This is a genomic window from Streptomonospora sediminis (genome assembly GCF_054778995.1).
This window is the reverse complement of record NZ_BAAGYZ010000005.1, coordinates 198,558-223,638: the sequence shown is the minus strand read 5'-3', so window position 1 is coordinate 223,638 and position 25,081 is coordinate 198,558. Positions and strand designations below refer to the sequence as shown.

General features: G+C 72.0%; 19 protein-coding genes. 9 read left to right on the top strand and 10 right to left on the bottom strand.

Annotation, left to right across the window (positions count from 1 at the left end):
• Positions 1-32: 32 nt before the first annotated feature.
• The 4 genes from eccD to ACYVD5_RS01575 form a co-directional block, all read right to left on the bottom strand.
• Positions 33-1,358: a type VII secretion integral membrane protein EccD gene (gene eccD, locus ACYVD5_RS01590; RefSeq protein WP_460999032.1), complete on the bottom strand. Its 1,326-nt coding sequence runs from the start codon at positions 1,356-1,358 to the stop codon at positions 33-35.
• Positions 1,359-1,445: 87 nt separating this feature from the next.
• Positions 1,446-2,657, bottom strand: coding sequence for a TNT domain-containing protein (locus ACYVD5_RS01585; protein ID WP_460999031.1), 1,212 nt, complete (start codon positions 2,655-2,657; stop codon positions 1,446-1,448).
• Between the two features lie 281 nt (positions 2,658-2,938).
• Positions 2,939-3,241 carry a pore-forming ESAT-6 family protein gene (locus ACYVD5_RS01580; RefSeq protein ID WP_460999030.1) on the bottom strand — a complete coding sequence of 101 codons (303 nt, stop codon included), beginning with the start codon at positions 3,239-3,241 and terminating at the stop codon, positions 2,939-2,941.
• A gap of 28 nt (positions 3,242-3,269) precedes the next feature.
• Complete coding sequence (locus ACYVD5_RS01575) at positions 3,270-3,605, bottom strand: hypothetical protein (protein WP_460999029.1); 336 nt, start codon at positions 3,603-3,605, stop codon at positions 3,270-3,272.
• Between the two features lie 191 nt (positions 3,606-3,796).
• Here ACYVD5_RS01575 and ACYVD5_RS01570 point away from each other — a divergent pair, with 191 nt between their 5' ends.
• Together ACYVD5_RS01570 and ACYVD5_RS01565 are read left to right on the top strand one after the other, a co-directional pair.
• Complete coding sequence (locus ACYVD5_RS01570; RefSeq protein ID WP_460999028.1) at positions 3,797-4,372, top strand: hypothetical protein; 576 nt, start codon at positions 3,797-3,799, stop codon at positions 4,370-4,372.
• Positions 4,373-4,400: 28 nt separating this feature from the next.
• Positions 4,401-4,742, top strand: a complete 342-nt coding sequence (locus tag ACYVD5_RS01565; protein ID WP_460999027.1) for a DUF6507 family protein — start codon at positions 4,401-4,403, stop codon at positions 4,740-4,742.
• 141 nt (positions 4,743-4,883) lie between these two features.
• Here ACYVD5_RS01565 and ACYVD5_RS01560 read toward each other — a convergent pair whose 3' ends face one another.
• A complete protein-coding gene (locus ACYVD5_RS01560; protein WP_460999026.1) occupies positions 4,884-7,154 on the bottom strand; it encodes a terpene synthase family protein in 2,271 nt (756 codons plus the stop codon).
• Positions 7,155-7,626: 472 nt separating this feature from the next.
• Between ACYVD5_RS01560 and ACYVD5_RS01555 the strand changes: the two genes are divergently transcribed.
• The 3 genes from ACYVD5_RS01555 to ACYVD5_RS01545 are packed head-to-tail and all read left to right on the top strand — an operon-like array spanning position 7,627 to position 10,819.
• Positions 7,627-9,849 (top strand): ADP-ribosyltransferase, encoded by a 2,223-nt coding sequence (locus ACYVD5_RS01555; protein WP_460999025.1) that lies wholly within the window; start codon positions 7,627-7,629, stop codon positions 9,847-9,849.
• A gap of 17 nt (positions 9,850-9,866) precedes the next feature.
• Positions 9,867-10,328 carry a hypothetical protein gene (locus ACYVD5_RS01550; protein ID WP_460999024.1) on the top strand — a complete coding sequence of 154 codons (462 nt, stop codon included), beginning with the start codon at positions 9,867-9,869 and terminating at the stop codon, positions 10,326-10,328.
• A gap of 26 nt (positions 10,329-10,354) precedes the next feature.
• Entirely contained in the window at positions 10,355-10,819 is a 465-nt protein-coding gene (locus ACYVD5_RS01545; RefSeq protein WP_460999023.1) for a hypothetical protein, read from the top strand.
• Positions 10,820-10,987: 168 nt separating this feature from the next.
• Here ACYVD5_RS01545 and ACYVD5_RS01540 read toward each other — a convergent pair whose 3' ends face one another.
• From ACYVD5_RS01540 to eccCa, 5 genes are all read right to left on the bottom strand, one after another.
• Positions 10,988-11,914: a TIGR03621 family F420-dependent LLM class oxidoreductase gene (locus tag ACYVD5_RS01540; protein WP_460999022.1), complete on the bottom strand. Its 927-nt coding sequence runs from the start codon at positions 11,912-11,914 to the stop codon at positions 10,988-10,990.
• A 255-nt stretch (positions 11,915-12,169) separates the two neighbouring features.
• The gene (locus ACYVD5_RS01535) at positions 12,170-13,249 is read right to left on the bottom strand and encodes an ADP-ribosylglycohydrolase family protein (protein WP_460999021.1); all 1,080 of its coding nucleotides are present in this window, start codon (positions 13,247-13,249) and stop codon (positions 12,170-12,172) included.
• Between the two features lie 253 nt (positions 13,250-13,502).
• Positions 13,503-14,531, bottom strand: coding sequence for a DUF6177 family protein (locus ACYVD5_RS01530; protein ID WP_460999020.1), 1,029 nt, complete (start codon positions 14,529-14,531; stop codon positions 13,503-13,505).
• On the bottom strand, positions 14,528-14,980 hold the full coding sequence (locus tag ACYVD5_RS01525; RefSeq protein WP_460999019.1) for a hypothetical protein: 453 nt from the start codon (positions 14,978-14,980) through the stop codon (positions 14,528-14,530). Before ACYVD5_RS01525 ends, ACYVD5_RS01530 begins: the two co-directional genes overlap by 4 nt.
• A 7-nt stretch (positions 14,981-14,987) precedes the next feature.
• A complete protein-coding gene (eccCa, locus tag ACYVD5_RS01520; RefSeq protein ID WP_460999018.1) occupies positions 14,988-19,010 on the bottom strand; it encodes a type VII secretion protein EccCa in 4,023 nt (1,340 codons plus the stop codon).
• A gap of 177 nt (positions 19,011-19,187) precedes the next feature.
• Here eccCa and ACYVD5_RS01515 point away from each other — a divergent pair, with 177 nt between their 5' ends.
• From ACYVD5_RS01515 to ACYVD5_RS01500, 4 genes are all read left to right on the top strand, one after another.
• Positions 19,188-20,054, top strand: a complete 867-nt coding sequence (locus ACYVD5_RS01515) for a hypothetical protein (RefSeq protein ID WP_460999017.1) — start codon at positions 19,188-19,190, stop codon at positions 20,052-20,054.
• Positions 20,055-20,477: 423 nt separating this feature from the next.
• The gene (locus tag ACYVD5_RS01510; protein WP_460999016.1) at positions 20,478-21,500 is read left to right on the top strand and encodes a serine hydrolase domain-containing protein; all 1,023 of its coding nucleotides are present in this window, start codon (positions 20,478-20,480) and stop codon (positions 21,498-21,500) included.
• A 211-nt stretch (positions 21,501-21,711) separates the two neighbouring features.
• Entirely contained in the window at positions 21,712-22,464 is a 753-nt protein-coding gene (locus tag ACYVD5_RS01505; protein ID WP_460999015.1) for an ABC transporter ATP-binding protein, read from the top strand.
• Between the two features lie 5 nt (positions 22,465-22,469).
• Positions 22,470-24,962 carry an ABC transporter permease gene (locus tag ACYVD5_RS01500; protein ID WP_460999014.1) on the top strand — a complete coding sequence of 831 codons (2,493 nt, stop codon included), beginning with the start codon at positions 22,470-22,472 and terminating at the stop codon, positions 24,960-24,962.
• Positions 24,963-25,081 lie beyond the last annotated feature (119 nt).

Here is a 25,081-nt window from a genome sequence, read left to right as displayed (position 1 = left end):
CATGTGCCGACGGGTCCCCGTCGGGTTGATGGTCAGAAGGTGTTGACGAGGCGCTCGAACGTGCCGAACGATCCGATCGCGACCGGGATCAGCGCCACCACCGCCACCGCCTCGAACCGGTTGGCGATGCGCCGCAGCCGCGCCCGGGTGTGTTCGGGCGGGTCGACGGCCAGCACCACCGCCGGGATGCACAGCACCGCGAGCAGCACCCCAGTCGCGGGCCACAGCGCCCAGGCCGACTGCTCGACCCAGGCCATCGCCAGCGCCATCACGATCACCAGCGCCGCCGCCATAAGTGGAGCCTTCTGCAGAATCAGCGGGAACAGCCGCGACCGGCTGCCCACGACGATGGCGAGCAGCCCGGCCAGCGCCGCCGTCCAGCCGTCCAGCTCCGTGGTCAGCCCTGCGCCGGCCACCGCCGCCGCGAGCGCAGCCGCGATCGTGGCGATGGTCATTGTGCGGTGGGCGCTGGCCAGTGCGGTCATGACGTCGGTGCGCGCCACCGCCGAGCCCGAGCCGCGCTGGTCGTCCAGCGTGGTCAGCCCGGACATACCCATGGCGAACCGCAGGATCAGGCTCAGCACGACCACGCAGACCATCGCGACCGCGGCGCCCCCTTGGGCGAGGTCCATACCGAATGCCGAGGTGCCGGCCCACACCGCTGTCAGCGCCAGCGTGACGGTGCCGCCGATGGTCCCGCCGCGCCCCAGCGGGGTTGTCAGTCCCAGACCGATCAGTACGGCTCCGGCGAGGGCCGCCAACCCGCACCACAGCGCCCAGCCCGGCAGGCCGTAGAGGCCCGTGCCGAACCACAGCGCCTCGCTGCCCAGCGCACCGCCCGCGATCGCCAGCGCGGTGCCCGCCGGTTCGCGCCAGGTCGCCGCCAGGGTCCAACCCAGCGCCACCAGTCCCATCGCCGCGCCGCCCAGCGCCGGCACCGCCGCGGCGCCTTCGGTCCCGGTCCATGCCAGGAAGCCGATGGCCAGGGCGAGTGCGGTGACCGCCCCGGTGGCGCTCCAGCGGGCGGCGGCGGGGGTCCACCGGCCGAGGTCGCCGTCGAGGACGTCACCCACCGCGTCCGGTACCTCGTGGACCACGGGAGCCGGGACGGGTTCGTCGACGCGCACCAGCCGCAGCACGTCGCCGTCGGCGACGCTGCGGTCGGACAGGGTGGAGTCGCCGTCGAGGTGGGCTCCGGCGGCGGTGGCCAGGTGCACGGGCAGTGCGGGGTTGTGCACCCGGTCGCCGAGGAGCTTGAGTACCTCGGGCATCAGTGCGCCGATCGGCTCCTGAGCAGGCAGGACAGCGTCGACGCGGCGGTTCTCACCGACGAGTGTCACGCGGCTCCAGGACGTCATCGAGCCTTTCCCATCACTTTTGCTGCGGTGGTCCCTGCCCGGTCGGCGCAGGGGGTGGGGTCCGGCGCCGCGGTGGCGGCGGGAGGGTCAGGCGGGCACCTGGGTCACCTCGACCCGTTCGAGGTAGCCGTTGCCCAGCAGCCAGCGGATGCTCGCGAGCGGGGGAGGCTGCACGAACCCGCCGGCTTCGACAGTGAACCTGACACCGCCGCCCGGGGCGGCGCCCTCGCTGGGGGACAGCGACGCGTCGACCTCGAAGGGGTGGGTTACACGGTATCGGTGGTAGCCGGCCCCGTCCGTGCCGGATCCCGGCTGTTCGGGCTGTCCTGCCTGGCCGGGCCGGCCGCCTTCGTCTTGGTCTTCCTGCCCCGCGCCGTCCTCGGCGGTGTCCCCGGTCGGCGGGGATTGCGGAGAGGTGGTCGGCTGCGGCGCGGGGTTGTTGTCGGGCACCGCTGTGGTGCCGGTGGAGGGAACGCCCGCCCCTTCAGGGGTTCCGGCCGCCCCATCGGCCGCTTCATCGGTGGATCCGGGTGCGGCGCGGGCGATCTCGGGCAGGCCGCGTTCGGCAAAGGGCATGCCGTCGGGGAAGAGCAGGGCACCGCTCTCCTGCCCGAAGGCGTCGACGACCATGCCGGGTTTCAGGGTCTGCTTGACGCTGTCGCCGCCGCCCTTGCGGATCTGCTGTTCGGCCTGCTGCACGAGCTTGGTGGTCTGTTCGTTGGCCTGCTGTTCAGCGGAGGCGCTGAGTGTCCGGGGCCGGTCGTCGGTCAGCACCAGCTCGTTGTAGAGCCAGCGGGCGGCCTCGTCCTCGGTGCCGAACTCGGTGCCGGTGCGGCCCTGTTCGTACTCGACGATGCCCGCGGAGTAGCCCCGCTCGCCTTCGGTGATCAGGAAGTAGCTGGTGGCGGTGCCGGCCTGCGGGCGGGGTTCGCTGGGCAGCACGTAAAGCCCGGGGGAGACCCCCGCCGCATCGAGTTCGGCGGCGGCCATGTCCATGGTGACGTCGTTGCCCACCCAGTCGGCGGGCACGGGCGGCGAGGGAGCCGCCGGTGGCGGCGACTGGGCCTGCTGTTCGGCCTGGGCGGCGTCCTCCTGGCTGCTGAGCTGGCTCTGCAGGAACGACCAGCCCACGCTGCCGGCGCAGACGACGGCGGAGATCACCAGACCGGCGACCATCTTGCCGATGTTTTCATCGAGCCGCCTGCGGATGCGCTGCGGGCCGAACAGGACCGCTTCGCGGAGCCGCTTGCGGCGCACGGCGACCGATTCCAGCAGTTGGCTGTCGTAGTCGCGGGCCATCAAGCCTCCTTCCGGAGCGGGCGGTGGACACGGTCCGTGGTCGCGGCACGGGCGCGTGTGGCGGCCGCAGGGCGCGCGAAGGGGTGGTCGGGCCAGAGTAAGGGGCGCAGAGTACGCGGCGGTGCGCGCCCCCTGCGGCCGAGCCGCGGAGCATGCACCTGCGCGTACGCGCACCACCCCACCCGGCTCGGCCGCGGACGGCACCCGCCCGCGGGCGGGTGCCGCAGCCGGGAGCCGGACGTTGGCAGCGGCGTTGCGGGCGGCAGGGGGAAATAGGTGCTCTAGATTCCCTGGACGGCCGTGCTGGCCTTGGTCAGGCTCTCCTGGGCGGTGCCGTCGTTGGTCTCAAGGGTGTCGCGCACCAGCCGGATGATCTCGCGGACCTCGTTGGCGGCGTCGTGCCACTTCTGTTCCTTGGCGTTGTACTCCTCGTCGACACCGTCGGCGATGAAGTCCGCCATCGCGTTGGTCACGTCGCCCTGGTGCTCGCCGATCAGACCTTCCAGCCGACTCATGATCGCGTGGATGTTGGTCTGCGTCTCCTGAGACGCACCGAGGTCGTAACTGTTGCGTCCGTTGGTCATCGGGGGTCCTCCTCCACCGCGGTTCGGGTCAGGCCGTGCGGAACTTGGCGGCGTCGAAGTTCGCCGCACCCATGTTCTTGTTGGCGTCGTCGGACATGGTCTGGTTGCCCTGCAGGAAGGCCTGCTGCATGCCGCCCTGGCCCTGGTTGATGTTGGTCAGGCCGGCGTTGAGCTCGGACGTGATCTGGTCCGCGCGGGCCTTGAACGAGTCGAAAGCGGCCTTGCCGGACCCGTTGAACTTGCCGGCCAGCGGTTCGGCCGCGTCGATCAACTGGGTGATCAGGCCGCTCAGTTCGTCGCCCGTCCCCGACGTGTTGCTTTTCAGGGTGGTCAGGGTCTGGTCGCCGAAGTCCCAACGTGACATGTGTTCACCTGTCTCCTCGGTACCTGCTGTCTTGCGCGGTTGGACGCCTGAGCCGGTTCGCCGGTTCCGGCGGTCCGGAGCAGACGGTAAAAGCGGGAGGATTTCTCTCGGCGGCCAATTATATGGTCCATAATGGCGGACGGCAGTCGGATGCCATCGGTTGGGGAACCGCACACCTGGGGGCTGACCGCATGAAGTTCGAACGCGTGGATTCCGCTGATCGGGCCGCTGAGCGCGGGCCCGGTGCCTCCGAGCAGCCGGCCGAATCCGAGAAACGCGAGGTGTCCGGGCCGCTCGGCGTTCCCGCCGTTTCCGCCCGCGCCGCCGGGCCCTACGGCGCCGGCCGCGACGCGGCGGACGCGGCCCCCGAGCCCGCCGAGCCCGATGCCGCCGGTTCCGCCACCGACGGAACGGACGAGCCGGAGGAGCCGGACGAGCGGCAGGACCCGCAGGCGCGGCTGAACGCATCCACGCGGCGGTTGAGCGAGCAGGTCAAACAGGACGCCGCCGCAATCCAGGACAGCCTGTCGCGATTGGCGCAGCAGGTTGCTGACCTGGAATCTCCCCTGGCCGGTACCGGCCACCGTCCGGCAGTGGCCCCGCCCGGTTTCCGGGCGGAGCGGTTCAGCGCCGGGCCCGCCAGCGCACCCGGTGCCCCCGCGGGCCACCCGCGCCCCGGCGGGGCGGCGGACGGCCGGGCGCCGGGTGGCCCGGCCGGGCGCACAATGGAACCCGGCAAGCCCCGCGAACGCCCAACCCAACGATGACCGGCGCTGAGGAAGGGAACCCGAACGCATGAGCGCATGGGACATCCAGGCCCCCGAGGTCAATGTGGTCGTGCAGAACGTTGGCGCGCATGTCAGCGGTGAAGACGGCTCGGGCGGCCTGGTCGCCAAGATCGAGAGCTTCGGCACGCACATCGGCGACGCCGGTACGGCCGCCGCCAGCGGGCCGATCGGCACGGCGTTGGAGGAGTTCGTCGGCGAGTACGGCGACAAGCTGCAGGGCATGGTGCTCAAGAGCGGCAGTTGCATCCGCGGTTGTGTCGACGCCACCAGCGCCTACCTGAACGGCAACCTGCAGATGGCCTCCGACGCGCAGGGCAACGCCGGCAACATCGAGAACCTCGACCTTTAGAACCGGTTGTTCGCACCGGCCGGTGCGAACCGGCCCATTCCATTTTTGCCGGTTTTTCCTGTGTTGCCGGCTCATCCCGCGCGGAATCCGCCCCCGGCGCCGCCGAGCGGACGGGCATCGTCCGCTCGGCGGCGAGCCGGCTCAGCCGCGCACCGTGCCTGCCGCAGCCGCCGGGGACCCGCTGATCCTGGCCGCCGCGGTTCCGATACCGCTCGGCCCCCACGAGAACCCCTGCCTGAATCCCTGCCTGGGGTCGGGGGCGTGTTTGCGCCGCAGGTAGTCCTCCTTGTAGCGCAGGCATGCGCGGTGCCATTCGAGGATCCCCGACATCCAGTCCTTGAGCCCGTTGGCGTGGCCGGTGATCACCGCGCGGGCGCGGTCGTCGAGATCCCATTCGTCGAGGAGGTCGTCGAGCCCGGTGGCGAGGATGTGCTGGAACTGCTCCATGCGGGCGCGCGCAAGGTCGACGACGATGTCGCGCGCGGTTTCGCGGTCGGTGTCGAGGAAGTTTTCGGCGACCAGGACCATGTTGTGGACCTCGCCCTCGAACTCGATCTCCTTCTGGTAGGAGTACAGGTCGTTCAGGAGGCACGCGTAGTCCTGAGCGGCGGTTTCGAGTTCGCGCAGGGTCCGTGTCAGGTAGATCCCCTCGGGGATCTCGTCGTTGTGCGCCAGCCGCGCCAACGCGATCGTGAAGTCCGAGCCGAAGGTGCGGCGGCGCATCTCGAGGTAGTCGACGGGGTCGGGTACCCGGTTCTGTACCTGGTTGTGGAGTTCCCACAGCCAACTGGCGGTCATGGTCTCGACCGCGGTGCGGAACCGGCGGCGGGAGTCGGCGGTCATCGGCGCGGTGGTGCGCTGCCACAGGTCGGCGAGGCCGCGCTCGAGCGGGTTGGCGGGTTCGGGGACTGCCTGGCCGGTGTCGAGCGGCATGAACAGCGGGAGCCGGTCGTCCTGCAGCTTGGCGGCCGCGAGGCCGCGGGTGGAGCCGAACCACTTGGGGTAGGCGTCGTCGCCGTAGGTGCCCCACGCCAGCCAGTCGCTGGACAGGTACAGCTGGTCCGGGCCGGAATCGGCGTGGATCATCGACGCGCAGTAGGCGAGGTCGAGGTCGATGAACTCCTGCTCGGTCCACACGGCGGCGGCCCCGAGCCCGGGAACGGAGCCGAGCATGCCCATGCTGCGCGCCCAGCCCACCGCGTAGCTGCGCGCGGCGTCCAAATGGGGGCTGCGGCGGATGGGGAACGGCATGGGCAGCGGTTCGCACTCCAGGTGGCCCGCCTGCGGGTACAGCGGTTGGGCGTGCTGGCGGGACCTGCGGCGCGCGCCCGGCTCCAGCGAGGAGAACGCCGGGCGGCCGGCCGAGGTGCCCAGGCCCGTGGGGCCGCTCAGGCCGCCCGAGCGGGCGGTGGCACCCTCGTTCATGTACCGGCTGGAGCGGGCGTGCCACTCGTGGCCGCCGGCCTGCCAGTCCTGCAGGCCCTTGGCAAAGGCGGCCACCCCTGCCTGCTGGTCGGGGCCGAGCCCGTGTTCGGCCAGCAGCGCGGGGGTCTCAACGAGGGCGGTGTCCTCGAACTGCAGCAGCCGCGAGGTCAGCAGGTCGTTGACGAGTTCGGCGGCCTCCTGGGTGGTGCGGTCGAAGAACCGCTCGAAGACGAGCACGGCGTTGGAGTTTTCGCCCTCTTCGCGGACCTCGCGCTGGTACGAGAAGAGGTCGTTGCGCAGGTGCACGGCGTCGGCAAAGGTGTCGATGAGCACCGTGATGGGCCGGGTGCCGGCGATTTGCGCGGGGATTTCGGCGCCCACGGCGATCTCGACGAGGTTGGCCGACCACGGCGCCCCGCCGACCCGGCGGCGCATCTGGATGTACTCGATGGGGTTGGCCACGCGGTCGCGGTTGATGTTGTCGAGCTCCCACATGGACTCGACCATGAGATTGTGCGTGCTGAGGGTGAAGCGCCGCCGCCAGTCGTCGGACATGTGCGGGGTCGTGCGCTGCCAGAGGTCGTGCAGACCGGCCTCAGCGGGGTTGGCGGGCCCGGGCGGTTGCTCGCCGTCGGCGGTCATGAAGCGTTCGAGGGCGTCGACGTAGGCCTGGCCGCCGGTGAGGTCGCCGGAGTACTTGAACAGCTCCAGGAAGTGGTCGTCGAAGAAGAACACCCAGACGTACCAGTCGGTGATCAGGTCGAGGGTGGGGCCGTCGCAGTCCGGATGGGTGTAGGCGCACATCAGCGCGTAGTCCATCGCGGTCAAGGCCTGTTCGTCCCACACCAGACCGCCTCGGGGCGCGGGGGTGTCGAGCATCCCCATGCGCCGTGCCCAGTCCAGCGTGTGGCGCCGGGACCGCTCCAGGTGCGGATTTAGCCGCGCCGGGTGCGACAGGTAGAAGTCGGGCAGGGTGAACGCTTCCATCCGCGTACCTACTCTCGTCGGCCGACTGACGTACTTGTACCCTCCGGATGCTATTGGTCGCTTTGCGTGGTGTCCCGGTGTTCGGCATCACGGATGCGGATGGTGAGACGGAAGTGGCCGCGGGGGAAGCCTGAAATGCGACGAGCAGGCGTTTCGCGGCGTTCGTCCGCTGGGCCGTATCCCAAGGGCTTCCTGCGGCGGTGGAACCGGATCCAGCGAGCGAGCGTCTCAGCGGTGGCGCTGCCAAAGCTCGGGGCAGTGCTTGGCAAACGGATCGTCCGTTCCGCTGTTGGGCCGTGCCCAACACGGTGCGGCATGCGAATTGGATGACCGTGAACAGTGAAATCTGCTGGCCGGAAACGGACACTGCGCTGCGGCAAGTCCAGAGCGAGTGGTTTCCTGCTAACGGCCCCCTGCCCTGCGGTCGTACCGGCACGAACGAAGTAAGCCCGCGAATCCCGGTGGTGGCGCTGTGAGCGAGAAGGTGATCAGTCCCGAAGACGTGCCCGTCCCCAAGGTGGACTGCGATGCGGTCGAGACCGCGGGGCGCAACATCAAGTCCGACGGCGGCGACGTCGCGCAGGCGGGCCAGGACATCAAGACCTCGTGGCAAGGGTTGGACGGTATCTACTCGGCTCCCGAGCAGGAGACCCTGTTCGCCGCGATCAACCCGGTGGCGACCAAGGGCGACGACTTCCACTCCGCGGCGAAGACGGCGGGCAACGCCCTCATCACCTTCGCCGAGGAGGTGCGGCCGATCAAGCGGCGGCTGGAGAACCTCAAGGCCGACGCCGCGACGTTCCAGTCCGACATCGAGGGCGACGACGACTGGCGCGAGGACGAGGACAAGGTCAACGAGCTCGACACGCTCAACAACGACATCCTGGCAGCGCTGCACGAGTACCAGCGGGCCGAACGCGACTGCGCCAACACCATCACCGCCCTGTTCGGCGGCACCACGTTCGTCGCCACCGAACCCGGCGAAGAGCCCTCGCTGGGCCCCAACGAGGAGGCATACGGCACCACCGAGGCGCTGCAGGGCATCGAGACCCCCTGGATCACGCCGCAGGAGTACGACGCTCCCTGGTACGAGGACGTCTGGAACGGCGTGAAGGACACCGTGGTCGGCACGGTCGAGGACCTGGGCGCGATGGTCGGCCTTTACGGCGAGGACGGGTGGGGTGTCAGCTCCTGGGGCGAGTGGGGCAACAACCTCAAGAACAACTGGGGCGACACGCTCAACGGACTGGGCAGCCTGGTCGGCCTCTACGGCGAAAACGGCTGGGGGGTCGGCTCCTTCGGCGAGTGGTGGGGCAACTTCTCCTCCGGATGGACGGAGTTCGCGCACGCCGTGGTCCCCTGGCGGGAATGGGGCGACCGGCCCGGCTACGTGATCACCCAGGGCGTCATCAACATCGGCAGCATGGCGCTGGGCGGCGCGGGCGTGTTCAAGGCGCTGGCAAAGGGCTCGCGCAAGGTCGGCGGCGACGGCTCCGACGGCTCCGACGGCTCCGATGGGTCCAACGGCGATTCCGACGGCAGCGGCCAGCCGTCCGATGCCGAGTTGCAGCAGATCGGCAACCACCCCGGTCAGCAGTCGACGCAGGATCTGCAGGGCCAACTGGACGACATGGACCTCGACCAGCAGCAGTTGGACGGCCTGCAGGACTCCCTGGACGACGCCGAAGGATTCGGCAACGACCAGCCGGCCCCGGTCGGCGGCCCCAACGACCCCGTTGACGTCGACCACGCCGTGAACAACGGCCAGCAGCCGCCGTACAGCGGCGGAGGCGGCGACGGCGGTAACGGCGGCCATGGGGGGAACGGCGGCGACGGCGGTAACGGCGACTACGGCGACCAGCAGGGCAACGGCTGGAACACTCCGGATGGGGACAGTACGCCCGACGGCGACAGCACCCCGGACGGGGACAGCACGCCCGACGGTGACACCACGCCTGACGGTGACAGCACCCCCGACGGCGACACCACGCCGGATGGGGACAGCGCCCCCGACGGCGACACGACACCTCCCAGCGGTGACCCCACCGACCCGGCCACTCCCGTTGACGACCTCAACGACCTCACGCCGCAGCAGCGCATCGAGCGTGCCGAGGCGCAGGTCTCCGACGGCGCTCGGACGTTCGGCGACGATATCGAGGCCACGGAGTATGGGCAGAACCACTGGAACGACTACGCGGAAAACCTGCCCGCCGACCAGCGCGATTCGCTGTACAACTACACTCAGGAACCTCCGCACTACCCCACTTACGAGGAGATCAACGGACAGCTCCGGCGGGGCGACCCGCTCGATCCGGCGGTCGACAACGACATCCAGAACATCGACGACGCGCTGGCCGGACGTCCGATCCCCGAGGACGTCGTGGTGTCACGCGGCACGGGACTCGGGCACATCAACGTGGATCCCGCGGATATGCGCCACGATCCCGACGGATTCTCCGACCCGGGCTACACGTCCTCCTCGCTGGGCGGCCCCGCCGCCGGGTTCGCCTCGAAGGAGGCGGTCCTGCACCTGCGGGTTCCCGCGGGCACCCCGGCGCTCTGGGTGGAGAAGGTCTCCGCGTTCGGTGGTTCGGAACGGGAATTGCTGCTGGGCCGCGGGATGACATACAAGGTCTTCGATTCGGTCTTCTCCGGTGGCCAGTGGCAGATCTATGGTGAGGTTGTCCCCCGTTAGCAACGAAAGGCATGTTCATGGGTGTTGACGAGCGGGACTTCCGCCGGGCCACCGAAGACGTGCATTTCACGTCGTCCGGCAACAAGGCCGGCTACGCGTCGAGCACATCGGGGCCGGTGCGCTACCGGCAGGTGGCCGCGTCCGGCGGCGGCATCCTGGGCTATCTCTGGTACGACGACACCGGGAACGCGGCCGGGTATGTGCCCCGGAAGGCGGCGGGCGACGACGCCTTCAACGCGGGCACTTACTGGTACGGGCACTTTGCCGCCGCGCAGAAGCGCGGCCTGGCACCGTCGGCGGCTGCGGCGGAGTTCGAGGCACAGCACGTCGGCGGCCCGTCCGCAGGGTGGATCGTTCCCGGCTCCGAAGCGGAGTCGCCCGGCGTCCAGCAGCTCAAGGAGTACGCCGGGCTGTCTCCCTCCGGCGCGCAGTCGCCGCGGCAGCAGGGCGAATCGCGCGGTCGGGGGTCCGAACGGTGACGGCGCGCCCCGGGCCGGGCGGCGACATGAGCGGTACGCCCCTTGGCGAGCCGCCCGACACACCGCCCGACACACCGCCCGACAGCGCACCGGCCGACCGCAGGGCCGCGGGCGACTGGGGGCCGATAGGTCCGGTGCGCACCGAGTACCCCGAGGGTTACCGGCTCGTGAGCGGTGGCCCGGTCCGGTACCTGCCGGTCTACCAGGGCGACACGCTGCTGGGTTACGTGTGGGCCGCCGAGTCCGACGACGCCGCCGGGTTCGCCGAGCGCACCCTGCCCGGCGGCAAGGGTGCCCGGGCACTGACGGCCTGGATCCGGCGGTTCGAGGAGTGCAAGAGCGAGGGCGTCACCCCGTTGCAGGGCCTGCGCCGCTGGAAGGGCGCAGCCGAGCATCCGGTGGCGGGCCGCGTGCCGGCCGGCGCCCAGGAGGGCACGGCGGCCGACTCCAAGGAAGTGGCGGCCTACACCTGGCAGAGTCGGCCCGAGTAGCCGTCCAGCCATGGCAAACGGTGCGGGAACCACCATCGCGCGGCGGTAGCGGGCGGCTCCGGCGCATCGCCGCGCCGCGCGGCGATGCACCGGAGCCGCCGCCCGCCACGGTCGGTGAGCCGGTGGGGCGCGGAGCGGTGCTGGCGCGACCGCATCCCGCAGGGGCGGCTACGCGGATGGGGCAATCCCTGCGGCGGGCTCTCCCGCGAGTTCGCGCAGCACGGGGATCACCTCGGCGAGGGCATCGCAGTAATGGCCGTGGGTGTTGATGTAGCTGAATCCGTAGCGTTCCCGGCCGGCCAGGAGTTCGGCCGCGATCTCGGCGGCGGTGCCCACGAGCATGTACGGGCTGTCCAGGACGTCGCGGGACGTGCCGAGACCGGGCGGGGCGGAGGGGGCGATCTCGGCGGCGGTCTTTTCGGCGTCGTCGGTGATGATCACGGCATGCACCGTCAGATTGAACTCCAGTGCGTCGGCGCGCGATCCGGCCTGTTCGCGGATGTAGTCGACCCTGCGCTCGGTCTCGTCGGCGCCGGCGACGCGGAGGGTGCCCGCGGGGGCGCCTTTGACCTGGGCGAGCCCGGGGATCCCGATGATGTCGGCGTGGCGGGCCGCGAGTTGCAGCACACGGTCACCGTGCCCGCCGACCAGTACCGGTGGGCGCGGCACCTGGGTCGGCAGCGGCTGCTGGCCGTCCTCGGCAAAGAGCCGGTCCAGTTCACCGATGGTGCGCTCCAGGTGGTCCAGGCGCTCGTTGTGCGGGTGCCACGGGATGCCCGCCGCGTCGAACTCCGACTTCTCGTATCCGCCGCCCAGCCCCAGTTCCAGCCGGCCCTCGGAGATCCGGTCGACGGTGGCGGCCTCGCGCGCCAGTAGCGCGGTGTTCCAGAACGAACTGTTGACCACCAATGTGCCGAGCCGGACCCGGGAGGTCACCGCGGCCGCGGCGGCCAGCATCGCGAACGGGGAGGGGACGCCCACGTGGTCGGGCGCCAGGATGACGTCGTAGCCCAGTTCCTCGGTTCGCCGGCACGTCTGCGCCCAGTTGTCGATCGAACCTTGGGGAAAATTGATCCCGAACCTGAAATTGTTCATGGAGCCACCCAACCACCGCCGCCGATGCGGCACGGCCCTCCCGCTTACGCCCGGCAGCCGGATTCCGCAGCAGGTGGAGCCGCGCCGCCGGTGCAACCGGTTCCCGCTCAAAGGCGGCGCAGGGATCGCCTGCGGGTGCGGTGCGGAGACGGACGATGGCGGGTACGGCCGGCCCGGGCCGTTCACCCGGGAACGGCGGCGGAATGTGCCCGATATCATCTGACCGGCACTGCACCCGGCTTCCGGCGCGGATGACTAACCGCCGAAATCCGCCCCCGCCACGCGGCGGCCCAGGGCTTCGAGGTCGGCGGCTGCCAGGCCGGGCCAGCCGTGGACGGACTCGCGCCACTGCGCGGGGGCAGCGGCGGCGCCCCAGCGGGCGCCCAGCAGCGCCCCGGCGATCGCCGCGACGGTGTCGGTGTCGTCGCCCGCGCGGACCGCGTTCTCCAGTGCCGCGACGAAGTGGGCGGACCCCTCGCCCGGGGTGGTCGTGCTCGCCGACCAGGCCGCCTGGAGAGCCGGCACCACGAAACCGTTGGGGTTGAACGCGTGCGGCGGCGCCTGCTCCGCCTCGTCCAGCCACGCCTTCCACTGGCCGCGCCGCTCGGCAGGCAGCAGCTCCAGGCCGGCCCGCACGCCGCTGAAGCCGCCGCCGAGTACCGCCCGGCGGATGCCCTCGCACCACAGCACGCACGCCTCCTCGGCGAGCGGGTCGGCGTGGGTGAGGCGGCTGACCAGGCGGGCCGCCGCAGCGGTGCGCTGCGCGTCGCCGAGGAAGCACAGCCCGACCGGCCCGGTGCGCATCAAGGAGCCGTTGCCTGCACTGGGGACGCCCGATTCGTAGCGGTCGCGGGCCGCCGCGAGCATGGTTTCGGCCACGCCCGGTGTGCCCCGCGCCGGAGCGGCGGCGCCCAGGATCGCGCGGGTCTGGTTGCCGATGTCGCTGGCGCCCTCGGACTTCCAGGTGAGGAAGTTGTCGGCGATGGCGTCGAGTACCGCGCGGCCGAGGACCCGGGCGTCCGCGTCAGCGCCCGCACCGGCAGCGCCGCCCTGGTCCGCCCCCGCCGCGCCGTCTGCGCCCGCTTCCGCGAGTGCGCGGGCGATGCAGGCGGCCATCTGCGTGTCGTCGCTGTACTCGCCCGGGCGGTAGGGCCCCAGCCCGCCGCCGATCATCTCCGGGCGGCGGTCGCTGCCCAGCCGCGGCGCGAACTCGTAGGGCACGCCCAGCGCGTCGCCGCAGGCGGCACCGAGCAGCACGCCCGCTGCCCGGTCCGACTGCTCCGGGGAGCCTTCGGCGTGCGGTTCCTGCGGCGCCGGTTGGGGGGAGTGCTTCATGGCGGCTCTTCCTTCGCGTATCGGGGGTCGTCGCGTAGTTCCGGCGGCTGTGTCGGCTGTGTCGGTTGATGCCCGCTGCGACCGCCGCGTCTGTTGTGCTCGCCGCGTCCGCCACTCGGCCGTTTCCGCGCAATGCACGGTGGCGGCTGGTCGCGTGCCCGCAAGTCGCATGCTCGCATGCAGGCGGCGCCCGCAGTACTCGTCCTGGGCGTCCGGGGAGTTCGGGCGGCTTGGGGAGCACCCGCGGGCACCCTCAGCCCGGCGCGCGGCCGCCTTCGGGGTGCAGGTGGCTCATGAGTCCGCTGAATTCACTCCAGGCACCAGGGTCGGTTCCCGGGCCCAGCGGGTACCACATCCCCGGAGCACGTGCGGGTCCCACGCGCTCCCCCGGTGCGGGGGCGTCTTCGGCGCGGGCGGTGCCGATCTCGGCCACCGCCTCGGCTCCGATCGCGACCCCCACCGGGACCGGCATCCCCGACCACAGCGGCGAATAGGTCAGGTCCGCGCGCCCGGCCAGCCGCTGCACGGTCATGCTCTTGAGCACACCCCGTTTGGCGAACTCGGCGGCCGTATCGCGCAGCCGGTCCAGCGCGGGTTCGGTTCCGGCCGGGTAGCCGACGGCGAAGGTGATGGTCTCCTTGACCCCCTCGACCAGGCTCGCCGCGCGGTGCGTGCCGGCGAAGGTGCGCGGCGCGTTGCCCGGACCGGTGAACACCGTCCACGTCGCCTGCGGCGCCCGCCGGCGGCACAGCGCCGTCAGCTCCGACGGGTTCCACTGCGCCAGCGCAGGTTCGCTGGTGCCCCATCCGGCGGGGTCGGCCTCGCCGAAGATCTCGGCCAGCACCTCGGCTCCGGCGCCCAGCACCAGCTCCGCCGTCGGGTCGTGGCGCAGCCGCAGGTCGATCCAGAGTTGGCTGCCGGGCTCGTCATCCGGCTGCAGGAAGGTCGCCGACGGCCCGCTCTTGAGGCGGTCCTCGTCGGCCGCGACGAAGCCCGCGCGCCGGTCCCAGACCAGCGGCATCCCGGAGAAGCCGTCGAAGTGCCCGCTGCCGTCGGGTTCCTCGATGACCCACCGCGCCTTGGGGTTCTGCAGCACGGTCCGCAGCGGCAGCGTGATGCGCGCGCCGACCGGCGAGAGCACCTGCAGCGACCGGTCGGTACTGCCGCAAACCGCCATGGCGTCGGTCAGCCACGACGACAGCGGGACCACCGGGCGGTTCTGCACGACGATCGCGGCCTGCTCGGTTGCGGCGTCGACAGCGGGATGGGTGGCAATGTTCACCGGTCACTCCGATCCGCCGAATGCCTGCCCGCCGCCGGCCCGTCCCCAGCAGACCGGTCCGCCGACCCGTCCGGGGCTGCCTGCGCCGCTGGGCCCCGCTGCGGCCACACGATGCCGCCCAGCCGATCGGCGAGGGCGTCGCCGAAGCGGTGCGCCAGCCCTTCCGGATCGGGCCCCGACCCCGCTGCGCGGGCCTCGACCCACCAGCACGGGTCGGGCATGTCCGCGGCGGCCGCGGTGCCCAGCACACGCGCGACCTCGCTGGGGACCTCGACCTGCTGCGCCGCCTCGATGGCCAGCAGCGGGCGGCCCGAACCGTCGCGGAGCTGGATGACGGCGCCCTCGCCCGCCCCCACGACCTTGAGTTCGGGACCCGCGGCGACCATCGAGTCGACCAGGGTCCGCACATCGGGCGCTTGGCGCACCAGCGCGACCACGTCGTATGTCACCTGACCGTCACCTGTTCCCCTCGTGAGTTCCGGGCCCGGATTCCAGGACCGCCGTCTGCATCAGCTGCGGGGACCGGCCCCTGCGGATCCACCGGCCCCGTCCGGGCGGCTGGGCGCTGGCATAGACCTTGGGGAAGAGCTGCCCCTCGGCGCGGTCGCCCGACATCAGCAGCGAGCTGGTGCCGACCTCGCGCATGGCCTGCACCAGCGGGTCGTACAGCCCGCGCCCGGCGCCGGCGACGCGCCGGGCGACGACGAAGTGCAGCCCGATGTCGCGCCCGTTGGACACGAAAGGCACGAACGGGGTCAGCGGCTTCTGGCCCGCTGTGGTGAGCAGGTCGTAGTCGTCGACGAGGACGACGATGCGCGGTCCGCTCGCCGGACCGGACTCGGCGGGGTCGGATTCGGCGTCGTCGGGCATGCGCCCCTCAAGCTCCTTGGCCACCCCGCCTGCCAGCCCCGCGCACACCCGCGCGTTGGAGGCGTAGCCGCCCAGGTACTCCTCGGGGATGACGTTGCGCAGCGTGCGGCGGGGGTCCATCACCGCGAACACCACCTGCCCGGAGGTGTAGCGGGCCATCAGCCCTTCGGCGACCAGCCGCAGCAGGTTGGTTTTGCCGCATTCGCTGTCGCCCAGCACCAGCAGGTTCTGGTCGCGGTCGAACAGGTCCAGCAGCACCGGGTCCAGCCCCTGCTCGTCGACCCCGATCGGTACCCGGGTGGGCTCGGCGGCGGGGCCCGGCAGGGTGGTGGCGGGCAACTGGTGCGGCAGCACCCGGACGGGGGGAGCCACCGGGCCCTTCCAGGCGGTGCCGATGGCGCGGCTGGTCTTCTCGACGACCTCGCCGAGGTTGTCGTCCTCGGTGGCCGAGTCGATGCGCGGCAGCGCCACCTGGGCGAACAGTTTCTGGTCGGTGAGCACCCGCCCCGGGTTCTCGGCGCTGATGGTTTCGGCGAGCTTGCGGTCGACCGAGGAGTCCGACGGGTCGTTCAGCCGCAGCTCCATCTTCTGCCCGAAGTTGGACTGCATCGCGATGCGCACGTCGTTCCACCGCAGCATGGCCGCCACGATGTGGATCCCGTAGCCGCCGCCGCGCTGCAGCAGGTCGTTGACGATGTCGTTGATCTCTTCGAAGTCGCTGCGGATGGCGCCGAAACCGTCGATGCACAGCACGATGTCGGCGCTGGGGAGTTCGGGGACCTCGCCGCGGGCGTGCATCCTGCGGAGCTGGTGGATGGAGTCGATGCCGCGGTCGCGGAACACCTGCTGGCGCGCCTCCAGCATGCCGCGGACCTCCTCGACGGTGCGGCGCACCCGCTCGGCGTCGGTGCGGGCCGCCACCCCGCCCACGTGCGGCAGATCGGCGACGGCCTGCAGCCCGCCTCCGACCAGGTCCAGCGCGTAGCAGGAAACCTGGTCGGGCGTGTGGGTCAGGGCCAGGGAGAGCAGCAGCGTGCGCAGCAGCGTGGTCTTGCCGGTCTGCGGGCCGCCGATGACGGCGAGGTGGCCGCCCGAAGCCGACAGGTCGAGGCTCCACAGCCCCTGCCACTGGCGGGCCGCATCGTCGAGCAGCCCGATGGGGACCTGCAGCGGCCCGGGGGGCTCGGGCAGCCGCATGCCCGTGTCGGTGACCCGCACCGGACCCGTCACCAGGTCCAGCGTGGTGGAGTGGGGCAGCGGCGGCAGCCAGACGCTGCGGGTCGGTTTGCCGGCCCGGGTCAGCTGGCCCACCATCACGTCCAGCAGGGTCGGACCGACCGTGCGGTCGGGCAGCCCCGGCTCGTCGTCGGGCTGCTGCGCCTGCGCGCTCTGCTGCGGGGCCCCGGAGCCGTTGAAAGCGGGGTAGGGGTAAACGGGCGGCGGCCCCTCCTGCTCCTCGGACTCCTCGGCGGCGACCTGGCCGCGGTAGGCCCCCGACACGTAGCCCGCCTTGAACCGCTGGTAGACGCTGGTGTCGACCTTGAGGTAGCCGAACCCGGGCAGCGCCGGCAGGTGGAAGGCGTCGGGGGTGTCCAGCACGGTGCGGCTCTCCTCCTCGGAGAACGTGCGCAACCCCAGCCGGTAGGACAGGTAGGTCTCCAGACCGCGCAGCTTGCCGCTCTCGATGCGCTGGCTGGACAGCAGCAGGTGCACGCCGATGCTGCGGCCGATGCGGCCGATCGACAGGAACAGCTGGATGAAGTCGGGGCGCGCGGTCAGCAGCTCCCCGAACTCGTCGATGATCACCAGCAGGTGCGGCAGCGGCGGCAGGCTCGGATCGTGGGTGCGTTTGTAGTGGTAGTCGCCGATGTTGGCGACGTTGCCGGCGTCGCGCAGCACCTGCTGGCGGCGCTGGACCTCACCGGAGAGGCTCGCGTAGGCGCGCTCGATCAGCGCGGCGTCGTCCTCCAGGTTGGTGATGACGCCGGCGACGTGCGGCATCTCCTCGAACGGGGCGAACGTGGCGCCGCCCTTGTAGTCGACCAGCACCATGCTGACCCGCTCGGGCGGGTGGGCCGCGGCCAGCGCGATGACCAGGGTGCGCAGCATCTCGCTCTTGCCCGAACCGGTGGCGCCCACGCACAGCCCGTGCGGGCCCATGCCCAGCTGCGCGGACTCCTTGAGGTCGAGGATGACGGGCTGGCCGAGGTCGTCGGCGCCGATGGGCACCCGCAGGAACGCGCGCTCGCTGCGCGGCGCCCACAGCCGGGCGATGTCCATGTCGCCGGGGTCGTCCACCCCCATCATGCTGGTGAAGTCGGCGCTGCCGCCCTCGGCCGCGGTTTCCTCCACGGACTCGCGTGACAGCCGCAGCGGCGCCAGCATCCGCGCCAGACCCGAGATGGCGCCCGCGCCCACATCGTCGACGGTGCCGGTGGCGGCCGCACCCACCGGGTCGTCGGTGCGCAGGTCCTCGACCCGCACCCGGTCGCCGTCGACCGTGATGCGGACGCTGACGTCGCCGGGTTCGTGGACCTGCGCGGCGACCAGGTGGATGACCGTGACACCCAGCGCAGCGGGGGAGATGGCGTCGTCGGGGCGCGCCAGCTCCTCGGCGACCGAGCCGTGCGTGTCGTGCACCACAAGCAGCCGGCGCATCATCTGGTACGCCTCGCGTTTGCCCATGCCGCGCCGCAGTTCGGCGGCGAAGTCGGTGCGGGCGCGCAGGTCGTCGGAGAGCAGCGCGCCGAGCTTGGCGGGGGAGGGGGCGATCAGCCGCGCGTTGGCGCCGTGCTCGCGGCGCTGCTGGTCCAGCGCCTGCGGCAGCCACTTCACCCACTCCCAGTCCTGGGCGGCCGCGCGCGGGTGGGCCAGGGCCAGCGCGGTGTCCTCGGGCGCGTGGAACACGGCGAACTGCGCCAGGAGCGAGCGCATCACCCGCAGCACGTCGGCGCGCTCGCCGATGACACTGACGTTGCCCACCATGTCCAGCGGAACCGTCAGCGGCATCTCCGGCACGTACTCGAACCGGCGGATGGCCGCCTGGGCCTCGGAAAGCATGAACGGGTCGGTGGGGGTCAGCGCCGAGCCGCGTTCGGCGAGCTGCAGCGGCTGGCCCGGCATCGAACCGGTCCCCATCCGCACCCGCAGGAAGTCGCGGTCCCTGCGGCGGCGCTCCCACAGCCGGGTGGGGTCGCGCGCAACGTCGTACAGCGCGGCCGGAGGCGGGTTGAGCAGCTGGGCGTGTTCGCGGACGCCGCGCTCGCGTCCGCTCAGGTCCTCGCGCAGCTCCTCCAGGTACTCCAGGTACAGCTCGCGCTGGTTGCGGCGCTGGCGGGCGGCCTGGCCGCGGCGGGACAGCAGCATGCCCAGCGCGGCGCACAGCGCCACCACCAGCACCAGCGCGCCCAGCGCCATGAAGGCGGGGTTGCGCAGCACCATCATGATGGTCAGCGAACCCATCATGGCGACCATCGGCAGGATGGACATGAGCTGGTTGCCCTGCGCGTTGCCGTCGGGCAGCGTCGGCGGGGCCTCAACGTCGTAGGGCGCCCGTTGCGGCGGCGGATGGACGGTGCGAGCCGGCCGATGGACTACGCGGGTGGTCACCAGCTCTCCTTTCCCCTGGAACGGGGACGATCCTATTCGGGCCTGTCCGGTGCGGTCGGGTCCTCCCATACGGTAATCGCGTGTGCGCTGCCGCGGGCAGGCGGCGGTGGTGCCGCCAAGGGGGCGCGGATCCGCGGGGCCGCTGCGCGCGTCGGAATCCGCAAGGAAGGGCTGGGTGTGCACGAGCTTGAGATCGCCGGAGACGTCCACGCGCTGCTGGAAGGGCTGCTGCCGGTCGCGATGCCCGACGCCTCCTTCGACCGCGCCACCTCCACCGTTGTGTTCGGGTTCGGCTGGACCGAGCTGAGCGCGTCGACGTGGCAGCTGCTGGAGCGGTGCGCGGCTGCGCAGCGCGCGGAATGGCCGGGAGTGGTCGACTCCTGGCTGCGCGAGACCGCCGACCGGGCCGCCATGGCGATCGCCGAGATCGAGTTACTGGGCGACGTGCGCGAACTGCTGCGGATCCGCCTGGTGCCGGCGATGTCCGACGACCGCCGCCGCGAACTGGTGTGGACCCCGGTCGGCGACCACTTCGACGCGTTGGTGGTGGTGGAGCACCCCAGTTTCGGGGCGCCGCTGACACGGCACCGCGCCGGGCTGCTGCAGCTCAGGCGGCTCGGGTACGCACTGAGCCAGACCCGCGAGCGCGAGCTGTCCGACGTGGTCGACTACACGCGGCCGCTGGCGGCGGGCGGCGAGGTGCGGGTGATCACCAAACCCGGCAGCGCCTATGTGACCGTGCTGATCAGCGAGCTGGAAACGCTGGTGAACGCGTCCGGAACCGCTGGTGCGCTGGTGGGCGTGCCGCGTTACGACACCCTGCTGCTGTACCCGTTGGACTCGCGTGCCGCGCTGAAGGCCCTGCCCGCGTTTGCGGCCGAGGTCGCCGCGCTGCACGGCGCGGCGGCCGACCCCTGTTCCGAGCAGGTCTTCCTGTGGCGCGACGGCGATCTGGAAACCGTCGGCCCCCTGCCGCGGCGCGCCCGCGCCCGCGTGAAGGCGGCCCTGCGCGCGGCCGGGCTGCTGCGCCGCCGGTGGCGGTGAGCCCGGTGGTGCCCGGCGGTGTGTTCCGGTAGGCAGGGCACGCACACCGGCCGGGGAACTGAGCGGGCCGCGACTCGGCCCCGCCCCGCCCCGGACCGGCCGGGAATTGGCCGCATCCGGCCGCGCGGTCAGGGGGTGGAGGCCGCGGTGTGCAGCACGGCGGCGCGCCGGAGCGGTACCGGTATCGGCGCCGGCACCGCGACACGCGCCCCGCAGCCGCAATCCGGGCCGGACCGGCGGTGCCCGGCACGGGATCGGCGGCCCGGGCGCCATCCGCTTCCGGTCGGCTTCCGTGCAGGTCGCCGGGGTCGGGTTTCGGTCGGTGCGGTGGCCGCCATTCGGATGGGGATACTGGACCTCCGGCGTGACGATGGGATCTCCTGGGGGTATCCGCCGAGTGGTAAGTGCTCCAGGGGAGGTCACGTGCTGGACGGCGACTGGCTCGCGCACACCGGAACCGAGATCCGCGGTGTTCTCAAAGTCATGGTCGATGCAGGGTGGCTTCCGGGGGGAACCGCCGTCATCGGCACCGACAGCATGTGGGAGTTCGTCGCGGTCGGCGGGATCGGCGAGGCCGGCGGCGACCACATGGCCGCGCCCGATGTGCGCTACGACGCCGCCAGCCTGACCAAGGTCATGGCCACCTGGCCGCTGGTGGGCCGTGCGGTGGCCGAGGGCCGGCTCGGGCTCGACACCCCGCTGGGCGACCACTTTTCCGGCGGCCCCTATCCCGGCGGGCAGATCACGGCGCGCCAGGTTCTCACGCACACCTCGCGGCTGAACCCGGTCACGTGGCTGGAGCGTTACGCAGGCACCGACCAGGACCTCGGCGAAGCGATCCTGTCGGAGCCGCTGGACGAAGCCGGCCACCGCTACATCGACCGCGGGTTCATCCTGCTGGGGCTGCTGCTCGAACGCCTGCTGGGCGCTCCCCTGGACCGCCTCGCCGGCGAGCTGTGGTCGGTGGCGGGCATGACCTCGACCACCTACGGCCCGCTGGCGCGCTCGCCGTTGGTGGCGCCCACCGAACGCCGCATCCCCGGTGCCGCACCCACGTGGGGCGTGGTGCACGACGAAGCCGCCGCGCTGATGGGCGGCGTGGCCGGGCACGCCGGCATGTTCACCACGGCCATCGACCTCGGCGCTTTCGCCCGCGACCTGCTGCGGGTGCATACCGCGGGCTCCGGCGGCGACCCGCTCACCGACTACGTGCGGCAGAGCTGGCACCACCAGGTGCCGGTCGACGACCACCTCTCGCGCGGCCTGGCCTGGCTGATCACCGACAGCGGGCTGGTCTACCACCACGGCTACACCGGCGTCAGCCTGTTCCTGCACCCGGCCACCGGCCGCTACGTCGGTGTTCTCACCAACGCGGTCCACTACGGGCGCAACCGCACCGGCCTGTTCGACCTGCGCGCGGCTGTGCGGGCGTCCTTCGCGCAGTGACCTTGCCGCCGCCGCGCTCGCACCGGCGAACGCCCGACCGGGTGGGCGGGGCCTCCGCCGGCTAAGCGCGAGGCGGAGCGGCGGCGCCGCGGCAGCGGCGCGCCCGGCTCGGCCGCGCTCTGCCACCACCCCGTTCGGTGCCGTTCCGTACACGCACACCCCACCCGCATGGGCGATGCGGCGCCGGCAGCAGCCTGCCTAGGTTGCCCGCATGACAGCAGAAGAGGCGCCGCCGGCCACCCCGCCGGCCATCGCGGCAACGGGCCTGACCAAGGTTTTCGGCGCGGGGGCCGCCGCTGTCCAGGCGCTCCGCGGCGTCGACAGCTCCTTTGCCGCGCAGACCTTCACGGCGATCATGGGGCCGTCCGGCTCGGGCAAGTCCACGCTCATGCACTGCCTGGCAGGTCTGGACACCCCGACCCGGGGATCGGTACGCCTGGCCGGAACCGAGATCACCGCCATGAGCGAGCGGGAACTGACACGGCTGCGCCGCGAGCGGATCGGCTTCGTTTTCCAGTCGTTCAATCTGCTGCCCACGCTGACAGCCGAGCAGAACATCCTGCTGCCGCTGGACATCGGGGGGCGGCGGGTGAACCGCCGGCTGTTCGACGAGGTCGTGGACATCGTCGGCCTGCGCAGCCGGCTGGGACACCGCCCCGCAGAACTCTCCGGCGGCCAGCAGCAGCGGGTCGCCATCGCCCGCGCATGTGTGAGCGAACCCCGGGTCGTCTTCGCCGACGAACCCACCGGGAACCTCGACTCCGCGTCGGGCACCGACATCCTCGAATTCCTCCGCATGTCGGTGCGCCGGCTCGGCCGCACCATCGTGATGGTCACCCACGACGCCCGCGCCGCCGCCTACGCCGACAAGGTCGTCTTCCTGCGCGACGGTCTGCTCGTGCACGAGCTTGCGGACCCCACCGCCGAAGCCGTGCTGGACACGATGAAGCGGCTGGAGGCCTGAGCGCCATGTGGAAAGCAACCCTCGCGGGCCTGCGGGCCCACCGGCTGCGCGTGTTCCTGGCGGGCCTGGCCACGGTGATCGGCGTCGCCTTCATCTCCGGCAGCATGGTGCTGGGCGACACCCTCCAAGCCGACATGCAGCGGACCGTGACCGCGAACGCCGCAGAGGTCGACGTCGCCGTCCTCGGATCCAGCGCCCTGCGCAAACTGCCCGAGTCCGCGGCCGGAAAGATCTCCCGCATCGAAGGCGTCGACCGGGTTGAAGGCGTACTGGAAGGGCCGGCGACCCTGCTGGGCCGCGACGGGCGGCCCGCCGACCGGCAGCCCGTCGCCGCCTCGGCCGGTATCCGCACCGAGATCGCCCGCGGCAGCGCCCCCGCCGGCGACGGCCAGGTCGCCCTGGCCCAGGACACCGCCCGCAGCAACGGCTACCGCATCGGTGACAAGGTCGGGGTGCTGGACCACCGCGGGCACCGGCACGAACTGCGCCTGACCGGGCTGGTGGACACCCGCGGCCGGGGCGACTTCGCGCTGCGCGGCGCCATGCTGTTCACCGCGGCCCGGACCGCGGAGATCACAGGGGAGGAGCGGTTCCGGTCGATCTATGTGACAGCGGCCGATGTCCCGGCTCCGCAGCTGCGCCGGCAGGTCGCCCGGGTCGTCGACACCGACGCCTTCGAGGTGCTCACCGGCCGGCAGTGGGCTGATCGGCAGGCGTCGTCCAGCGGGCTCGACCCGGCGCTGGTCAGCACCGCCCTGCTGATGTTCGCGCTGGTCACGCTGCTGGTCGCGGGGTTCGTCATCTACAACACCTTCAGTATCCTGGTTGCGCAGCGGATGCGGGAGCTGGCGCTGCTCCGCTGCGTCGGCGCGTCCCGCCGCCAGGTCTTCACCGGCGTGCTGGCGGAATCCGCGGTCATCGGGGCGCTCGCCGCCGCCCTCGGCCTGGCGCTGGGGATCGCCGCCGGCTACGGGGCCGTCCCCGTCCTCAACGCCTTCGGCAACGACCTGCCGTACGAGGTGGTCACGGTCTCCTGGACCACCCTGGCGGTCGGCCCCGCCGCGGGTGTGCTCGTGACCGCTGCCGCGGCTGCGCTGCCCGCCCGCGCGGCCACGCGCGTCGCCCCCGTCGCAGCCCTGAGCGCCGCACCCGTGCAGGGAGCCGCCAGGGCGGGCCGGCGCCGCAGGGCCGCGGTCGCCGCCGTGCTGTGCGGACTCGCGGCGGCCGCGGCGCTGTGGGCGGTGTCGGTCGAACCCGGGCAGCGTTACCCGCTCGCGGTGGTGGCCGTCAGCGGCATGGTGTTCTTCGCCGGTGCCGTCGCCATCGGCCCCGTCGCCATCGGCCCGCTGGCCCGCACCGTCGGGTTCCTGCCGGCGCGGCTCTTCGGCGCGCCCGGGCGCCTCGCGGTCGCCAACGCCGCGCGCAACCCCAAGCGGGCGGCCACCACCACGCTCGCGCTGACCATCGGGGTGACCCTGATGACCGGGGTCGCCGTGGTGACCGAGAGCTTTGCCGCCTCGGTCAGTGCCGGTGCCGAGCGGGCGATCCCGGTGGACTACCTGATCACCGCCCCCGGGGCGGGCAGCGGCCCGGCGATCCCGCCCGCGGTGGTGGCGCAACTGCGCGCAAGCAGCGGAGTGACCGGGGTCGCCGCCCAGCGCGAGGAGGCGGTGCACATCGGCGGTCGCCGCGCCGCGGTCGGCACCATCGGCATCGGAGGCCCCGTCGAAGAACCCGAGCTGGTCGAGGGCACCCCCATCGACCGGCTGGGCCCCGACCAGCTCGCCCTTTCGCCGAAGCGCGCCCAAGAGTTCGGCTTGGAGGTCGGCGACACGGTGACCGTACGGCGCGACGGGCGCCCGTCCACCACCCTGGAAGTGGCCGCCATCGTGCGGGCCCGCATCTTCCCGCCGTTCTTCGTCACCGCCGCCGGGTTCGCCCGCCACTTCGAGGCATCGGGTTACCAGGCCGTCCTCGCCAACGTCGCACCCGGCCTCTCCACCGAGGAGGCCGACCGGATCATCGACGACGCCACCGCCGCGATGCCCACCGCCGAGGTCGTCGGGGCGCAGGACGCCCGCAAACAACTGGAGTCGACCCTGTCCAACCTGGTCATGATCGTGGCCGGGCTCCTGGGGTTCGCCGTGGTGGTCTCGGTGATCGGCATCGCCAACACCATGACGCTGTCGGTGGTCGAACGCACCCGCGAATCCGCCGTGCTCCGCGCATTGGGGCTCAGCCGCCGCAACCTCGGGCTGATGCTCACCATCGAAGCCCTGGTCCTGGCCGTCATCGGCGCCCTCGCCGGCGTGGCGCTGGGCGCGGCGTTCGGCCTGGCGGCGGCCGCGACGATCCGAGCCGACATCGTCCTCGCGGTCCCCTGCGGCCAAATCGCCCTGATCGTGTCCGGCGCGGCCGCCGCGGGCATAGCCGCCGCCGTCCTCCCGGCCCGCCGAGCGGCACGGACCTCCATAGTGTCCGGCCTGGCCGGCGAGTGAAGCCGGGGCGAGCCGGGCAGAATGCGCCGAGCCGTAGTTGGAACGGACCTCGTTGTGGTACCGGTTCGGTGACGGCGGTTGTCCGGGCGGCCGGCAGCGGTGCGGCGGTCTGTTGGATC